Origin of the sequence: Pedobacter sp. (assembly GCF_037719805.1) — a bacterium.
In the GTDB taxonomy this organism is placed as follows: domain Bacteria; phylum Bacteroidota; class Bacteroidia; order Sphingobacteriales; family Sphingobacteriaceae; genus Pedobacter.
In genome coordinates, this window is sequence record NZ_JBBJLZ010000003.1 from 693,265 (window position 1) to 710,389 (window position 17,125).

Genomic DNA, 17,125 nt, shown 5'->3' on the forward strand with positions numbered 1-17,125 from the left:
TACAAGAAAAGACGTTTATGCTAAGTATGCGCTCTAGCAACTCCCCATATTTGTCTTATTAAAAATTGACTCCTGATTTAAGGGTTGTTACAACATCCAAATGAAGCTGGGTATCCTTTTATTGACTTCCTGAATCTGGTGGACGCAACCAATAGGTTTAATAAATAACATCGGTATTTAATTAACACAATTATAGAACTAACAAACAACACGATCTTCATTACGGGCGGAACCAGCGGATTGGTTTAGAGTTTACTAAACGATTCTTAGAAATAGGCAACACCGTAATCATCACGGGAAGAGATCAGGAAAAAAGACAAGGCAAAGAGACTGTCTCCGAAGGTGTACACCTTTAAAAGTGATGTTAGCGATGTTTAAGCCATCACAGCGCTCTTCGAAACGCTTACCAAGCAATTGTTCTTGTCTTTACCGAAAGATTTGCTGAAGAAAAAAGGAATCAATATTTAAAGCCTGCGAAGGTTATTAACAGACAAAAGCCATCATTCGAGTGGCTTTTGTCATATTCGTCCAAACCTATTGAAGATGCCAGCTACTTCATTATAAACTGGGGTTATTCAAAATTGAATATACCTTCAGGAGGCTGCAGGCGTTTATTCTCTACAAAAACCTTAATCCATGTTTGTTGTTGCAAATTCATAATAGTGATAGTTTGATCAAGGGAACTATGGAACAAATGGTGCATAATTATGTAGGCTCTACCACTGAGATTAAAACTTCCGGTCAGGGTTTTGATCCACAGCAACGTGAGGAAAAACCTGGCATTACAAACTGTTCCGAGCAGATCATAAAGCGGGTCTCTGAAAATGGCGCTATTTCTAATAGAGATTTTATGGAAATCTGCCTCTATGATCGCCAATTTGGTTATTATACTACTTTAAAACCGATAGTTGGCAACGATGGCGATTTTTATACCAGCTGTACTGTTTCCCCAGTTTTCGGGATTATAATTGCAAAGCAGCTGGAAGAAATGTGGTCTATTATGGGAAAGCCACAATTCACCATAGTAGAATATGGTGCGGGAACAGGGGCATTATGCAAATCCATATTGTACCATCTTAGCAAGAATGAAGAAATGTACGCCAAGCTGCGTTATTGTATCATTGAAAAGAGTGCTGCGATGAGGCAGAAGGAAATGGAACTTCTGCAGGAAAAAGTAGAATGGATCGATTCTATACAGGAAATAACAGGCTTTCAAGGCTGTGTACTTTCAAATGAACTATTAGACAATTTCGCTGTGCACCGGGTGGTAATGCAAGATGAGCTGATGGAGGTTTTTGTAGGTTTCGAGGACGGGTTTTTTGAGGAGCTAAGGCCTGCAGGCCTCGTACTAAAAGAATATTTGGCAGAACTTGGCGTTGAACTTCCCAATGGATACCATACTGAAATCAATCTCCAGGCACTGGATTGGCTCACTGAAATTGCAGCTGCGATGGAAAGGGGATATCTGCTCACTATTGATTATGGCTATATTAGCCGGGAAATCTACAAGCCCAGCAGAAGCCAGGGCACAATGGTATGCTACCATCGGCACCAGGTAAATGAGCTGATCTATCAACATATCGGCGAACAGGATATCACCTGCCATGTAAATTTTTCGGCCCTAAGCCATTGGGGAACAAAAAATGGAATGAATGAATGCGGCTTTACCACCCAAGGCCAATTTTTAATGGCCCTTGGCTTTAGGGAGGAGCTCCTTAAAATGCTTTCTGCTGAAAAGGATGTGATGCAGGCCGCTATAAAAGCTGCCTCTATCAGCAATACGCTATTAATAGATATGGGCAGTAGTTATAAAGTACTCGTCCAGGAAAAAAGAATGAAACAAGATAAATTGTTGGGACTGGCTTATTGCGGTTCTGCATGTGTATAAAATTACGAAACCTTCATCCACAAGAACCTTCTTCATCCCATAAGCGGTAAGCGCTTCCCAATAATAATTATCGTTTTCAAAAGAATGCCTTAGGCTCTGAGGCCTTAGATTAGCCATTTGGGTCCAATCCCATGCGCAGCAAAGTAACGCTTAGAACTTACTTTCGGCTACAACAAAAGACGTTTAGGCTAAGTAGGCTTTTTAGCAACTCTCCATATTTGTCCTATTAAAAATTGACTCCTGATTTAAGGGTCGGTTACAACGTCCAAATGAAGCGGGGTATCCTTTAATTGCCTTCCTGAATCTGGTGGACGCAACCAATAGGTTTAACAAATAATATCGGTATTTAATTAACACAATTATGGAACTAACAAACAACACCATTTTAATCACGGGCGGCACCAGCGGATTTGGTTTAGAATTTACGAAACGATTCTTAGAAATGGGTAACACCGTAATAATCACCGGAAGAGATCAGGAAAAATTAGACAAGGCAAAGAAACTGTTTCCGAAGGTGCATACATTTAGAAGTGATGTTAGCGATGTTTCCGCCATCACAGCGCTCTTCGAAACGCTTACCACGCAATATCCGGAACTCAATATCCTGATCAACAATGCAGGAGAGATGCGTAAAATAGATTTGCATGACACTTCTATTGACCTGCTAAATATTACCCGGGAAGTCGATATCAACTTATCTGGGCCCATACGAATGGTGCAGCAATTTTTACCACACCTTAAAAAACAAAGATCGGATAAATTTCTAGTGATCAACTCAACTATTCTTCAAAGGCGCCGGTTATTTATCGGCGCTTTTTTTTATTGCTGCGCCCGGCATGCCAATGATCTATAAGATGCGAGTCGCGAACCTACCCTGAAATACGAAAGATTAGCCAAGAGAAAAGGTCTCGTGGGCGACTGAGAATCTGAAGGAAGCTGGCGGCAAATATGGGGGGCTTACGAACAAAAACTTTATATAAGGAGGGATGATATGGTGATGTTGCACAACAAACCAAAGCTCGATATTGCACAGAACACATCACGTAAACACAAGAAGTCCTTATTATTTCTTTTGTTTACCGTTCAATAAAGTAGCAACCTTATTTAAGGCATATAACGCGAACAGCTGCTTCTTAGGAACAACGTCCTTGTTAAAGAATCGATCGGTGCTTTGTTCAAAATACGCCTCTTGAAATTGGTACTGGTCTATGATCTCGCCAATATGCTCGACTAGAGCAGTGGGTTCTAAATAGCCTGGATGAGATTTTTGCTGCTCATACATACTTTGCATTAATGTTTTAGGAGCAATTCTTTGTGAGAATCCGTTATTAATAAAGTGTATAAAATCTTCTCCATGTTCGACGTTTTTTAGAGAGACTTCTAGTTTCCTATAAAACTTATTAGGATAATTGAAGGATGGAAATCCTTCACCATTACCATACTGTACAGAAGTGACCCAGTCGCTAATTGCTTTTTCATTCTTGACAATATCATAATTTGACAAGGTTACCGTCAAATTTCCTTCTTTAAATGGGTGCCTCCTGAACCTTGAACCTTTTTTGCGCTTAGGCGGGTCGTTAAAAATCTTTTCTTGGAATGTGTTAAGGTTGTGAAGTCCGCTCTTGCTGACTGAGGTGTCTAACATCAGTTCCTTCAGCAGTGGAAGGCCTTGGTCAACTAGGACGACACTTGCGAAGGCTCTGCTCACCGAAGGACAAACGGCATTACCTACTAGCCTCCATTTAGTACCTTCGCTACCGGCAAATTGGTGGGTGAGGGGAAACCCCATGATAGTCGCAGCTTCACGGACTGTCGGCGTTCTGTATTGTCCGTCGCCTACCCTATTGTATTCCGAACGGTAAATCAAGGACTCCCGAGATGTCCCAATCTTGGTGGCGGTTATCGTCCGGCTCGGTCTGTTATCATTCTCTGGAAAAGACATCGTACCCATATACGGATGGTTTACCTTTAAATATTTTGAACTTTTCCACTGACATTCGTAAAGTCCAGAATCATAGAAATGGTCGGTGAGTTCAGCAGATTGAATCGTTAGTTCAGGATACATTGGGTCTCTAATTACCCTATCTGCGGTATGATCGATAGGCGATGGTAGAGAATTTTTTAGGAGCTTCAGCTCTTTAAAAGGTAACACATGATCATACAAAGTATCGGGATGACCGTGTGTCGTTGCTGGTACTATAAGCTTTCCCTTACTTATTACTTCCCCGGAAATCACTCGTTTTCTTGTTTGGGCAGAGCCATAGTTGGCTGAATTGATAATGATGCTGTTACCTTCAATCTTTATAGCAATTTTACTGGGACTTAATCGGTTTTTTTTAGCCCAATCTTGCAGTCCAAGATCCTTGAAATTATATTCCCTTGCCAAATAATTCGTAGAATTGGTGACGTTCTCCATAAACCAAGCCTTTAAGATAGAGTTCTCCTTAAACTTCTTTACAACGACGATCTTCAAGAAGGTCTCGGTTAATTTAACGCCAAGGGATTTATCAGCCTTACCAGAATTGTTGGAACTTGAAAAGCTTACACATGGTGGACTACCCAATATCACGTCAGTGTCTGGTAGAAGTTCAATTAGCTCAATGCAATCTTGGTAAGCAAGGATATCCTGTAGAATACCTTTGCCTCTTCCAAAATTGTGATCATAGGTCTCGATCGCCGGCCTCCAATGATCGAAGCCGTTAACGATCTCAAATCCCTGTTGCCTAAAGCCTTCTGAAAACCCACCAGCGCCACAAAAGAAGTCAATAACGGTCAGTTTTCCCATGTGGGAAGATAGATAGGATATTAGGAATTCAAAAATTTATTTTTCACCCTCTCTACCACACCGTCAAGGTTATCCTTTATTTCACATTCCCAAATGACCAGTACCTCCCATCGTAATGCCTGCAGTTCTTCTATCTTTTTTCTATCCCTCAATTTATTACGATCGAACTTCGTCCTCCAAAACTCAGTGTTGGTCTTAGGAAGAGTGAGTGCACAGTTTATACAGCTATGCCAAAAAAAGCCATTAATAAATATTGCTTTTTTTTTGCCTGGGAAAGCAATGTCAGGGCGGCCGGGCACTGTCTTCCAGTTTAAACGGTAACCTTTCACACCAGCGGCTAACAATGCCTTTCTCACTAATAGTTCTGGTCTCGTAGCCTTTCCCTTATTCGCACTCATCACTCTAGATGTGATGGATGATTTCGGTACAGGTGCTCTGCCATCACGAATATATTCAATGCTTGCTCTTTTTGCCATTTGAATAAATAAATCATTTAAAATAATCCTCGAAGATTAACGCTATCAAACCCAGTTTGTTTTAGATTTAGTCATTACATATGTTAAATTGGATAGTTCAATTCCTTACCAGACATTGGTCAAAATCAGCAGAAATGAATGCACAAAAATGATTGAACTCTATCTCTATTTCTGAATAATGTGCTAACTTAAAAGGTGTCACCTCAAATCATGATGAAGTAAAACTTAATCCTTTACATGCAACTTGCAAAAATGGGGTAAGGATTTTCGCCGCTGCATCTGCTAGTTTCGCTACACATTTCGATGCGGTTGATAAAAGCTACTTTTTAACTTTTAGTAACACTGGAATATTTTCGAAGAACAAACTCGTTTCAACAAATAGAAATGGCCTGGGTCAGATCTGAACTTAGGGAGATGTACCCATCTGGCTGGAACCAATGCAATAACAATCTTTTAGATAATATAACAAAGTCTATATTAAGGACTGTTTTATACTTGATACTAAGTACAAGTTAGAGTAAGGACCCTGGATTGCGCAGGCGACTCACAAAGCGATTTTTAACAGATGTCCGACATGGCATTGATAACAGAGGCAAATATCTATCGTTTATTTGTTCGGAGTCATTGGATAATATAAGTTTAATGTTTCTTCTTAAATACCTTTTAAAAACCTAGCTTGCCTTACGGTCATCGTTGCAAGCTCATTGCACAGAGCCTTCGATATATTAATTTGGTCGATGAAATGATAGATGCTAGAGTTCAGACATTGCACGCAATCATTATAATTCTAATCTGGTAATCAATAAATTTCAACAGAATAGCTATTACAATTTTTATATATTTGAGAAGGACGCCAATAAAGGAACCTTCAACCCCGAAGCTAATAATATGTCAACCGAACCAACGTTAATGGCTGTTGCGATACAATTGATCGTCTTCGATAGTAATGTTACCGAATGCCAGTAAAGTTTTATCCAGAAAAGCCTATTGAGTTATTGGAAAGATATGTTGTAAAGGCTGACGGAAGTCCTTTGCAAGGTGAGATCGACGTATATAGATTATTGCATCGTGAACTTTCGCAAACTTCAGGCGAATGGTATGTGTGGCATGATCTTAAATTACCTACTCATGCTGATACCTTTAATCAATACCGTAAAAATAGCGCACAGGTAGACTTTTTAATCCTTTCCAAGTATGGTGTGATCGTTCTAGAGGTTAAAGGCGGACCTATATCTTTTTCAGATAACACCTTCTATTATGGAAAGAATTTTGGAAAGAAGATGGACCAAGACCCTTTCCGACAAGCTGAAGGTTATAAATACACCTTAAAGGATAAAATCTTGAACAATTTGGGAAGGTGTCTATTTTGTTATGCGGTAGTTTTCCCTCATGAGGACAGGAGCTTTGATACACAAATATTTGAGAATCAAATTCTCTGGACTAGGAAAAAAGCGGCTCAATTCAATAATTCCATTCTTGAATTCTTAAATAAGGTTTACATCTATAACAAATCACAACATCAGCGATACGGCCGCAACTATCCTGAAATAAACGTCAAAGAGATGTATGCGATCCGGAACGTGCTTAGTCCTTTGGTAAATGATAATAATCGCTTTTATTCAACTAGCACCCTCGAATGGCTACAGATTAATAATTTGGAGATATTAGACGGACTTTACAAGAATAAAAGAATTATGATCGAGGGGCCGCCCGGAAGCGGTAAGACGACCATAGCCAAAGCGTTCATCGACCGTCAGTACAATAAACGAGGTCTTTACCTTTGTTGGAATACATTGCTCATGCAACATAATCGGCAGGCGTTAAAGGAAAGGACGAACAATATTGATCTTTCAGTGAACACGCTAATTCGTTTGCTTATGGACATCGATCCTGATATTAATTTAGAGGTCCTGATGCGATCAACGCCTGAAGAGTTCTACAAACATGTTATAAGGGCGTTTGAAAAAGGCGAACGAACAGGTAGGCTGCCGATATATGATTATATTGTAATCGATGAAGGACAGGATATCTTTGATAAGGGAATAGATTTACTTATAAATAAACTATGTGGTTACAGCAATAACGGATTGAACAATGGAAACGTCCTGCTACTGTATGATATCGACCAAAGTTATGTTTCTGAAGGTAGAAACGTACTCGAGATTTCGGACCTTATTAGCGAATATTTTACCCACTTTAAACTCAATGAGGTAAAAAGGAGCGCACAATGTCCCAATATACGTCATCTTTCTACTAAAATTTTCGCTAGACCAGCTTGCCTATTTGATTTAGCATTAGAAAAGGAACTCGAACACATTAATATCACACATCATAAAGGGCTGGACAGCGTCAAGACGTACATCATCAAACACTTTTTGGAGCCCATGCGCAATACGCACACCACCTTGAATGGAAGCCGTTGCATTGTACTATTCGAATCCAGCTTTTTAAAAGACACATATGATAATGGACCAAATGCACATTTTTGGATGACCGTCAAGGATATCGAAGAACTGACGCTAAATAATGTAAGTGATAAAGGTAATAAGCTAAGATATAGCTCTATCTTAAAATACAAAGGATTAGAGAAAGAGAACGTCGTATTGGTCATCACTCAGCCAGGCGATTGGAACAAGTATGAAATTTATGTCGGTGTCACGCGTGCTATGCTTAATCTTGAAATCTTGATTGTTAATTGAAATGAACTTAGATCAATACCTAACAGGCATACTACCAAATTTCGTTTCATTGCCGAATGAGGGCTTTGAAGCGGTGTTCGATTATTTGGACAATCAGCATAAAATGCCAAATAGGTCGCTGCTTATTTATATCGATAGGATTGTGAATGAAATGATGGGCAGTGAAAGTAACGTTGTAACATATAACCACCTGCATCTAGAATATGTCACGGACAATCAGATCGATTTAATCTCTGAATTTTTGATCCTGAAGTTCTTTCACATGGGTCTATTAGCTGATGCAAATCTTGCCGACTCTAGTCCAATTAAAGAAAGGATCGAGCGCCTTGACCGATTGATTGAAAAAGATATCACAGCTAAAAATGATTCTAAAGGAAAAAGTAGAGCTATTCAAACGCTCATCGCCGAAAGGAAACAATTGAGAAAGAGCAGGAAGTTTTTTGAAGAATTGCAGCGGGTTTGGCCAAATGTTTCAATGCAGCCTAGAACGCTGGTGAACATCAGTAAAAAAGAAGCGGAACGTTTATTTTTAAGATTCGCTGGTTATCCTTTTCTAATCGATGCTAAACTTTTAAATGAACACAGTTCTACTTATGTAGTGTTGAACGAAAGCAACATGGAATCTATAATGAATATCAAATATAAAGAAGTTTCATTCCTTAAGGTGATAGAAAATGTCCTGTTGTTCAACTCGGCGAGCAAAAGTGAGTTCGGTAAATTTTCTTTGAGGAACCTTGATCAACTTAACCAGAGGAGCAAAACAGTCTTTAGGAGGCTTTTAATCATCAGTGTTAACGAGCGGTCAATGAAGTTCAATCGCTTGAAAACCGTTTTCGACCGAATACATTCTCGTTACAATTCAATAGCCCAGTATCCCAAATATAACGCCTATACGATTCTACCGATCGAGATTGAACAACTAACAGGAAGTGTTCCGACCAGAGGAGTACCTGTATCTTTTTTTGGATCTAAAACGTGCGATTTTTGGGATAATGCGTTGATGTCGATAGATCGCTATGAAGGCTTGGAAGAGCTACGTAGTTCGAAACTAATGGACATTTATTCGATAGTTATAAATACGAAAATACGAGACCTAGTTATAGATGAGCTTTTTTCGCTAGTGCGAAGTTCATCATTGGTAACCGATGGTACTAAAGAGGTGTTAAAATCATTAAGCGAAGACAACCTTTTATTTTTAAAAAATGATATGGTGCTTTTTTTTAATTGGATTATTAGTTCCGGTTGGCCATCGAACCTGGTAAGCTTCGTTTCAGGAACAACTACGATCATACTTTCCAACCTTATCTTAAAACATAAATTGTTAACGCATGAACTCGGTCTCTTTTTCCACCTCTCCCCGAAGCAAAGGTTCACGAGCTGGTATGATTATAAAGTTGAAAGTACCGGGTGTACGCTTATCCTCGATTATATTGATTTGGGTCCAATACCAAACACCTATAAAAATAATCTTGTTGAATACGTTCAACAGCCATATCAGGATATTCAATCAACATTCCTTGCAATTTTTTTTGAACGACGCTATTTATGGTCCTTATTTAATTATAATAAACATCTTTATAACATCCTCAACCATCCCATTAGATCGCGTTCATTTGCATGGTCTTCTTTTAATAACAAGCTTCTAGCCAGCAGGCCGAATGGACAGGAGACTAATTTTAATCTTGAAAGCAAATATAATTATTTTCAAAATCAACAGTCAGCGGCCATAACAGTAGAAGGGTCGAAAGCAAAAAGTTTTCATCCATCTGAGCTTTTCATCGTAACGGAGCTTGAAACGGATGTGTTGATGGCCAGACGATTAGAAGACCTCGGCATTTATGATCTTTCAAGTGCTTATCTTAAGGCGCAATGCCTGACAGACCTGTATACAGATTTTAATATTTACGAAAGAATCGCCGATTATGAGCAAGAGGAAGTTGAACTTAAGATTATTAGAGCAACTTATAACTTACAGGCAAACTATACGGCAAAACAACTTTGGAAGGTGCTGTTAAGAGACAAGGTGATCGAACTAGGGGCTGATGCTGTATACGACCAAATAAAACAAGAACTTTTGTTGAAGAATAGGCAGATAGTTGATAAGGGGCATTTTCTCAGTGTTTGGGTTAATCCAGATAGCGATACTTTATTAGCAAGAGGAAAAAGCATCTTTCTTGGAATATGTGATTATCTTAAACTTCCAAAAAGCTATATGAGGATAATGACGCGGATATATAATGCGGAAAAGCTTAATAAATCGAGAAGCAGCAGAAAGATGAACCTATTGTTATCCGATCTTATTAACGATGGCTGTTTTAACGAGGGCAGCTTGCCATCACTTATTATCAATAATGGAATTGAAAGATATATCAAGTCACATGATCTTGAGTCCATCGGGATTTCTGGGACTAAGATGGTAGAAGAGCTCTGCTCTCTTGTTGCGCTCCTCAAGCCGCAACTTAATTTAAAGTTTGTAAAAAAAATCGACTATAATTAAGTATGATCAGAGAAAAAAGAGAAGAACTCGAATTATTTTTAAGATCACAGACGCTCGGGCCAGGCATAAGTGGTTATCGATTTGTATGTCTTGACGACGCTGATGTAATGGCGAACGATTTGCTGAAATTTTCTGTGACTAAGTATAATCAAGAATTATTAAACATTGTCCCTGCTGCAGTATATAGCACTGGAATACTTTTCCCAGTAGATGATTCAATGTCTTTGGAAGCGCTAACACCACTCAATGATAGAGAACACCTAACTGCCGAAGAAAATGCAGGTGATCAGGACACTGATGGTGATATCATCGAAGAAGAAGATTCAATTCGAATAGATCAAATGTTTCCTAACATTATGGGTATGACATGTTGCTTCGATGACGCTGTCTTGGGTCGGGATGATTTGGTGATCAATGTTAGTGCAAGGTATTATGACAGAGTTGTCCAAGATGAACTTTTTAATCAGAATTATGGCGTTCTATGTGAACTTGATGTGACGCTCTTTAATACGTTCTTGCTCTCTCATGGACTTGAGCCATTTTTCTCAATCGTTCAAAAAGAATCTAATTATATTGTGCTCTTCCGTAAACAAAAAAATGAGAAGCTTAAGGAAATTAGGATTTTACTAAGAGCTATAGCTGACCGTAATGCAAGTGCCATAAACGACGAACTTCGAAACGAGGGCTATTCGTTCGGAGGGAAGAATCCAAGCGCCCTAAAACAGAGCTTATTTTATGAACTTAAATTCAAAGCCATCGATGAGACCATAAGAAGAACGATTTATGATGCCTCCCAAAGGATTGAGTTGGTAGAGAACATGATTGGCCATTTAGTCGACCTTCTGGATATCAATGACAGAGGATATGGACTATGGCGGGCACATGTGGTCAACATAGATCTTCCATTCCCAGGTTCAGTACCCACTGAGATAAAAGGAAAAATGATTTATTCATTTAGCGAAAAGAGTAAGAATTACTGCTCATCCCTAAAAGATGTTTATGAAAACAAGATAGATCAAGAATCTAAAGCAGCTCTTTCCGTAAATCTTCAGCTAAGCAGGGATTCCAGAAGGGATAATAATAGCGTTTTTCTTAAGGTCCAATTGGTAAATACGAGTACTCATTACACTCGATCTCCGGGCGATAGTCGATATTATTCAACTTTCAATGAAGTGGTAAATCAACGTTCTTTCTTTGGTGTAAAATTGGGCATAGCTAATAATTATCTTCAACCCTATAATGGTTTTGATATAAATATCGCCGAACAAAACTCTGATGAAGACCTGACAACAAAGTTTATATACCGTCAGTTTGAGGATTACGGTGTGGGACATGGTTGTTCCGTTAAATGGCAGACCGCCGGCATGACTAAATTTGAGACCGAATACATCCCAACTTGTGATACACCGGACATAGACACGGTTCCAAAAGATAAAGAATTTAAGACGCATAGTGAACAAAAAGCTAGTGGTCCGCTGCCTGATCTTTTGCCAGATACAACTTCATTGCAATTTAAGTGGCTATCAACATTTTCTCAGGCTACCGACTTGGAAGTCATCGCTGGCCTGAATGCTTTCATTGATGCATACGGAAATTGGATTTCCGTAAAACGTGCTAAATATCAAGGTCAAAAATTAGAAGAACGAACACTTGTATCTGCAGAACTTGATAAATGTACTACCGATAAGGATCGAATGAGTAACAATATCAATGACTTCCTGACCGGGCCTGAAAATCAGCAGAACATGCGGTCATTCCGATTGATGAATTCCAGCATGTTCATGCAATTGTGGCATAGTGAAAATGTCAAAAAAAACACGGTGCTCTCGTTTATGAATGATGTTGATTTTCAATCCTTTGATCAAGAGTTCTATCGTGCATCGTCGGTAATCTTTAACCAAAGGCCGGCTGCATGGCGTGCTTTTCAGTTGGCCTTCATTATTTTAAATTTGGATGGGATATTTAAGCGGCCCGGAGATGAGGTCTGGAAAGAACGTAATGAACTGGTCGATCTGGTATGGTTCCCCACAGGTGGCGGTAAGACAGAGGCCTATCTTGGGCTTATTTCGCTCACCATTATAAATCGAAGAATAATTCATGGGGCAATAGGTGGTGGCACAGCAGCAATCATGAGGTACACGCTTAGATTGCTAACTCAACAGCAGTTCACAAGGGCCACATTACTAATCATGGCGTTGGAAAGTATTAGACGATGGGGATTTGACCGGCTGGGTGCGGAACCCATTTACATAGGACTCTGGGTCGGTGAAGGTTCTTTACCTAATGACCTCGATGGTTTAAAGGAGGAGTATGGAAAATTGAATAGAGGTATCGGTACGAAAATTCCTTTTGAACATTGTCCATGGTGCCGGTCGCCCTTAATACCTATGTTAAACCATGAAAATGACCGTAGCCTGACGTTTGAATATAATCGATTGCATTTGTTTTGTACAAACGAAAAATGTTCTTTCTGTCAGCCGGAAATGTTCAACGATAGTGGGGTTCAAGGCCCGTTACCAGTTGAGCTTTGTGATGATATCATTTATCAACATCCCCCTGCACTACTTTTTGGTACCGTTGACAAGTTCGCACAACTTGCTCATAAAGTAACCACCGAACAGGCGAAACGTCATAAGGACTCCAGGCGATTATTTGGGCAAGGTAATTGGGAATCCGGAAAACCTAACAAAGGTTACTTTCCACCTGATCTTATTATTCAGGACGAATTGCACCTATTATTGGGGCCACTTGGGTCCTCGGTAGCGCTATTTGAATCGGCGGTGGATCAACTCTGTACAAGAGCGGATGGAACGCGGCCAAAAGTTATCTCTTCCACTGCAACGACTCGGAATACCCAACTTCAAATAATGGCGTTGTTTGATAGAAGAGTTAATTTATTTCCAAAACCAGGTGTAGAGTGCGACGATTCCTTCTTTGCTTTCTATAAAAGGAAAACCTCTTATATTGATAACGGAGTACCCTATGACTCAAAAAGGCGCTATCTAGGTATCCTGCCGACTGGTCGAACCCAGATCTGGATGCAGATGAGGATTGCTGCGATTTTCATGACACATAGAGCAGTTTTCGAATTAATTGGTCTCCAAGAACATTGTCCGTTAGACACATTGGAGTATGGGCCTTCTGATCGCGCTATGGACTATTATCATACAATTATTTCTTACTTTAATAGTCTAAAAGAGGTAGGAAAGACAGAGTCACAAATCCATACTTATCTTTCTAAAGAGATCAGGCGGGTATTTAATAGGGTAGTAAGACCCAAAAAGCTTATGCACTGCTTGTACACTTACTCCATTCGGAGTGGCGAGCTTACCGGTCGATTATCGGGTGAAGAAGTAAAGAACGAACTTCACAAGGTCCAGTCCGAATGGAAACCAGCGAAAAGATTTGCACATATTGGAACAAAGAACCAACAGGACGTAATATTATCCGGTGGCACTCCCCCGGATTTTGTTGTAGCTACTAACATGATTTCTGTAGGGATAGATGTATCCAGATTCAACTCAATGATTATAAACTCCATGCCGAGGAACGTAGCAGAATATATACAGGCCAGTAGTCGTGTCGCAAGGGAGTCTTATGGTATGGTTATCACGATTCATCACCCCTTTAGGGCGCGTGATGTTTCTCATTACGAAAAGTTTATTGAGTTCCATGAAAAAATGTACAGTTATGTGGAACCTATCTCAATCACTCCCTTTACGAAAAAAGCGATAGACCGATATATGGGCCTCTATTTAGCAACCATGCTTAGACATAGCCATGCATTCCCGGATAGACGAAATGCTAACACTATTTTACAGTATAGTTCAATAGAATTGGAAGCACTCAAAGACCATTTAAGTGATTATTTCTTAGAAAGGATGAATAGGTTGATGCGCAATGAAAATGACCCGTTGCTATTGAGCATTCTGACGCAGGATAATGTTGATCAAATCATTGAATGGATGGCTGAAGCTATTGAAGATTGGAAGGTTTTGGCTGAGACGGCTCGGATCAATGGTTCGACATTGGTGTTCAATAATAAGCGTAAGGTAGCTAATCAGAGCGCAACGCAGGAACAACTTTATGTTGAAATAGATGAATATAATACGAACATCCATAGTGAAAAATGGCAGATACCTATGTCACTTAGGGTGATTGAACCTGCGGCCGCTCTTAAGATCAAATTAAAATGACATGGAAATAGTTAGATCGAACGAATACAATCAAAGTATTGGGAAATATAAATTACTATCCTCAACTGCTGGTGTAGGTTCTATAATCACTACACAAATCGGATATTATATCCTGGTCTCAGACATCAATAAATGGAAATTCGTTAAAAAAGCACAAAGTATTGTCGAAGACATACGGGCGGAAACTGCTGATGACAAAGTAAGATATGACCTAGCCAAAAAACGTATAGGTCAGCGTGGAATATATTTTGTAGATGATAAACGGTTTAGGGACTTTTTAAGGACAGAAAAAGAGCTTGCTGAGCTTATCTGTCTTATTGGTATCCCGGACATCGCTTTAAACGAGCACTTCAATTCACCGAACTGGAAGGACCATCCTATCAATCAGTTACTAAAGAAAAAGGGAGAAGATGCAAAGGCAGAGGAGTACATGGTGCTAGGTACCCATTTTCCAAAATGGTTCAAGAACGCAGATGGCTTATTAAAGACCTATTCTGAATGGAAATCACTTTGGAACAATAGTGGTCATCAATCAATCTATTTCGTGCCTCCACGTGATGCAAATAAACGGATCGTAGCGAATACAGTTCCCTTGGTCAAACGTTTAAAAGATGCGGATGGAGTATCCTATACCATTGACCTTTATCAAGAGCTATCACAAACTAATTTGGTCCTAATCTGCCCAAATGGACATCTTTCAGATATTCCCTGGCCGAAGTTTTTACGATGGAGGACTGAACTGTTCATCGGCGTAAGGGATAGGAACACAGATAAAGGAGAAGCACTTTTTAATGAACTCGAATGTGAAACCTGCTGTCCACAGCCTCAGCTTAAGTGGACCGAAAGTAAGACCAAGTCGGAGGGCTACGGTAGTATCTATATCGAATGTATGAACTGTGGCCTTGGTTCTGGTGGTACGAATCAGCCAAAGATAAATCTGGAAGGTATTAATAATCTAAAACCGCTCTGTCCGGGCCATCGGCCTTGGGAAGTAGAGACTTCCGGTGATAACGACTCGATCCCGCGAGAACTGTGTGTAGGATATAATACTATTGCAGGCTCACAACATATGCAAATTGCTCTCGTCACTGGTAACAATATTTATTATGCTAACGGATTTTCAAGTGTCTATATTCCTGAGAATCTTGCAAAAAACAAGGATCCTTTGCTTCTCGAAGCGAAGGACATAGCTGAGCGGATGATGATATTTTTTAAAGGTCGGACGAGGCAACAGTTTTGTGAGGACCAGATCAATATCCACTTTTTGACGAACAATAATATTATTGTAAACGATCCAAAATTGTTCTTATTTGCTCTTAAAAACGAGATCATCGGTGTTGATGAGGAAATAGTAGCGATCGATCCGTATGAACAATATCGCTTTGAGGAATATCAATGTTTTATTAATAATTCGAAGATAGAGGTTAAGAATGGATTGAAATTCGCAGATATTCTTCTTCCGATAGGTTTAAATAGATTCTTCACCAAAATCCAACAGATAGAGGAGCTTCGCATCACTCAGGTCCAATTAGACTTTAATCGCGTGAAACCAAAAGAGAGAATAAAAATAGATGATGAAATCGTTGTATCTGCAACAGGACAAAATATATATTCATTAACGGATCAGGAGCTTTTTGTACTGCCTGCAAATGAATCGTTCGGCGAAGGTATTTTTTTCCAGTTCAACGATGTGGAGTTACAGGATTGGGCCTCGAAGTTCATGCTACGCGATGATCCTAAATATAATCATTTCTTCTTTGATCATGATCTTAAGGCACAGGGAGCAGCTTTTAAACAAAAGATAAAGAATAATGGTCTTAAACATTTTATAATACATTCATTCGCTCACATCCTTATGAGGGAGCTCGAGTTCTCATGTGGGTATCCAACTGCTAGCCTCAAGGAAAGGCTATACATTTCTGATAGAATGTCTGGTGTGCTTATTTATACAGCGGAAGGTTCGGAAGGGAGTATGGGCGGTCTAGTTTGGCAGGGAAGTCCGCTTCAGATCGAAAAACTCATAAAGAAAGGGCTTTCACGAGCTTGGGATTGTTCTTCTGACCCGTTATGCTGGGAGTCGGAAGGTCAAGGTCTGTTCGGTCTAAACTTGGCGGCTTGTTTCTCTTGTTCACTAGTTTCCGAAACCGCCTGTGAAGAGATGAACCTTGGTCTAGACAGGTCCATATTAGTCGATCATAACCATGGATTTTTTAAGGATTTACTAAATTAGAGTATAAAATCTGCTCTTTCTGGCATTAACACCTTCGGATGTGAACTAGACACGGAACTTCTTGATGATCAACTGAACTTCGAGTGCTGTACTCCGTTTGCATCCATCCTCTACAATAAGAGCGAGCGTATTCTGTAAACACAGGCAATTGGTGAAATGATTGTTCTACTTCGTTATTTTACCTACATTGGGAGTCCAAGCAGAACTCATAAAATCAATTAAATATATCGAAATATCAATTAAATTGTCAGTACATTATTATTGGGATTCATGCACGCAATTCATTTTCCTTCTGTAGTTGCAGATGATAATTTGTTAAAAAATACAAGCATGTTAAGTACAAACTAGCGAATG

The 17,125-nt window shown here is 39.5% G+C and carries 8 protein-coding genes; 6 read left to right on the forward strand and 2 right to left on the reverse strand.

Annotated elements, in window-relative coordinates; all coding sequences use genetic code 11:
• Positions 1-643: 643 nt before the first annotated feature.
• The gene (locus WKF66_RS12685; RefSeq protein WP_489674829.1) at positions 644-1,888 is read left to right on the forward strand and encodes a class I SAM-dependent methyltransferase; all 1,245 of its coding nucleotides are present in this window, start codon (positions 644-646) and stop codon (positions 1,886-1,888) included.
• A 361-nt stretch (positions 1,889-2,249) separates the two neighbouring features.
• Complete coding sequence (locus tag WKF66_RS12690) at positions 2,250-2,741, forward strand: SDR family NAD(P)-dependent oxidoreductase (protein WP_489674830.1); 492 nt, start codon at positions 2,250-2,252, stop codon at positions 2,739-2,741.
• 210 nt (positions 2,742-2,951) lie between these two features.
• Here WKF66_RS12690 and WKF66_RS12695 read toward each other — a convergent pair whose 3' ends face one another.
• On the reverse strand, positions 2,952-4,673 hold the full coding sequence (locus WKF66_RS12695; protein ID WP_489674831.1) for a DNA cytosine methyltransferase: 1,722 nt from the start codon (positions 4,671-4,673) through the stop codon (positions 2,952-2,954).
• A gap of 20 nt (positions 4,674-4,693) precedes the next feature.
• Positions 4,694-5,149 (reverse strand): very short patch repair endonuclease, encoded by a 456-nt coding sequence (locus tag WKF66_RS12700; protein ID WP_489674832.1) that lies wholly within the window; start codon positions 5,147-5,149, stop codon positions 4,694-4,696.
• A gap of 956 nt (positions 5,150-6,105) precedes the next feature.
• Here WKF66_RS12700 and WKF66_RS12705 point away from each other — a divergent pair.
• Genes WKF66_RS12705 through drmB form a run of 4 tightly spaced genes read left to right on the forward strand, consistent with a single transcriptional unit; the run spans position 6,106 to position 16,771 of the window.
• A complete protein-coding gene (locus WKF66_RS12705) occupies positions 6,106-7,848 on the forward strand; it encodes a nuclease-related domain-containing protein (protein ID WP_489674833.1) in 1,743 nt (580 codons plus the stop codon).
• A 1-nt stretch (position 7,849) separates the two neighbouring features.
• Complete coding sequence (locus tag WKF66_RS12710; RefSeq protein ID WP_489674834.1) at positions 7,850-10,345, forward strand: hypothetical protein; 2,496 nt, start codon at positions 7,850-7,852, stop codon at positions 10,343-10,345.
• A gap of 2 nt (positions 10,346-10,347) precedes the next feature.
• On the forward strand, positions 10,348-14,541 hold the full coding sequence (locus tag WKF66_RS12715) for a helicase-related protein (protein WP_489674835.1): 4,194 nt from the start codon (positions 10,348-10,350) through the stop codon (positions 14,539-14,541).
• A gap of 1 nt (position 14,542) precedes the next feature.
• Positions 14,543-16,771 (forward strand): DrmB family protein, encoded by a 2,229-nt coding sequence (drmB, locus tag WKF66_RS12720; protein ID WP_489674836.1) that lies wholly within the window; start codon positions 14,543-14,545, stop codon positions 16,769-16,771.
• Positions 16,772-17,125: the final 354 nt, after the last annotated feature.

Coding starts and splice junctions, on each gene's coding strand:
- drmB (WP_489674836.1), top strand. CDS start 14,543: ATGGAAATAGTTAGATCGAACGAATACAATCAAAGTATTGGGAAATAT.
- WKF66_RS12700 (WP_489674832.1), bottom strand. CDS start 5,149: ATGGCAAAAAGAGCAAGCATTGAATATATTCGTGATGGCAGAGCACCT.
- WKF66_RS12695 (WP_489674831.1), bottom strand. CDS start 4,673: ATGGGAAAACTGACCGTTATTGACTTCTTTTGTGGCGCTGGTGGGTTT.
- WKF66_RS12710 (WP_489674834.1), top strand. CDS start 7,850: ATGAACTTAGATCAATACCTAACAGGCATACTACCAAATTTCGTTTCA.
- WKF66_RS12690 (WP_489674830.1), top strand. CDS start 2,250: ATGGAACTAACAAACAACACCATTTTAATCACGGGCGGCACCAGCGGA.
- WKF66_RS12715 (WP_489674835.1), top strand. CDS start 10,348: ATGATCAGAGAAAAAAGAGAAGAACTCGAATTATTTTTAAGATCACAG.
- WKF66_RS12705 (WP_489674833.1), top strand. CDS start 6,106: ATGCCAGTAAAGTTTTATCCAGAAAAGCCTATTGAGTTATTGGAAAGA.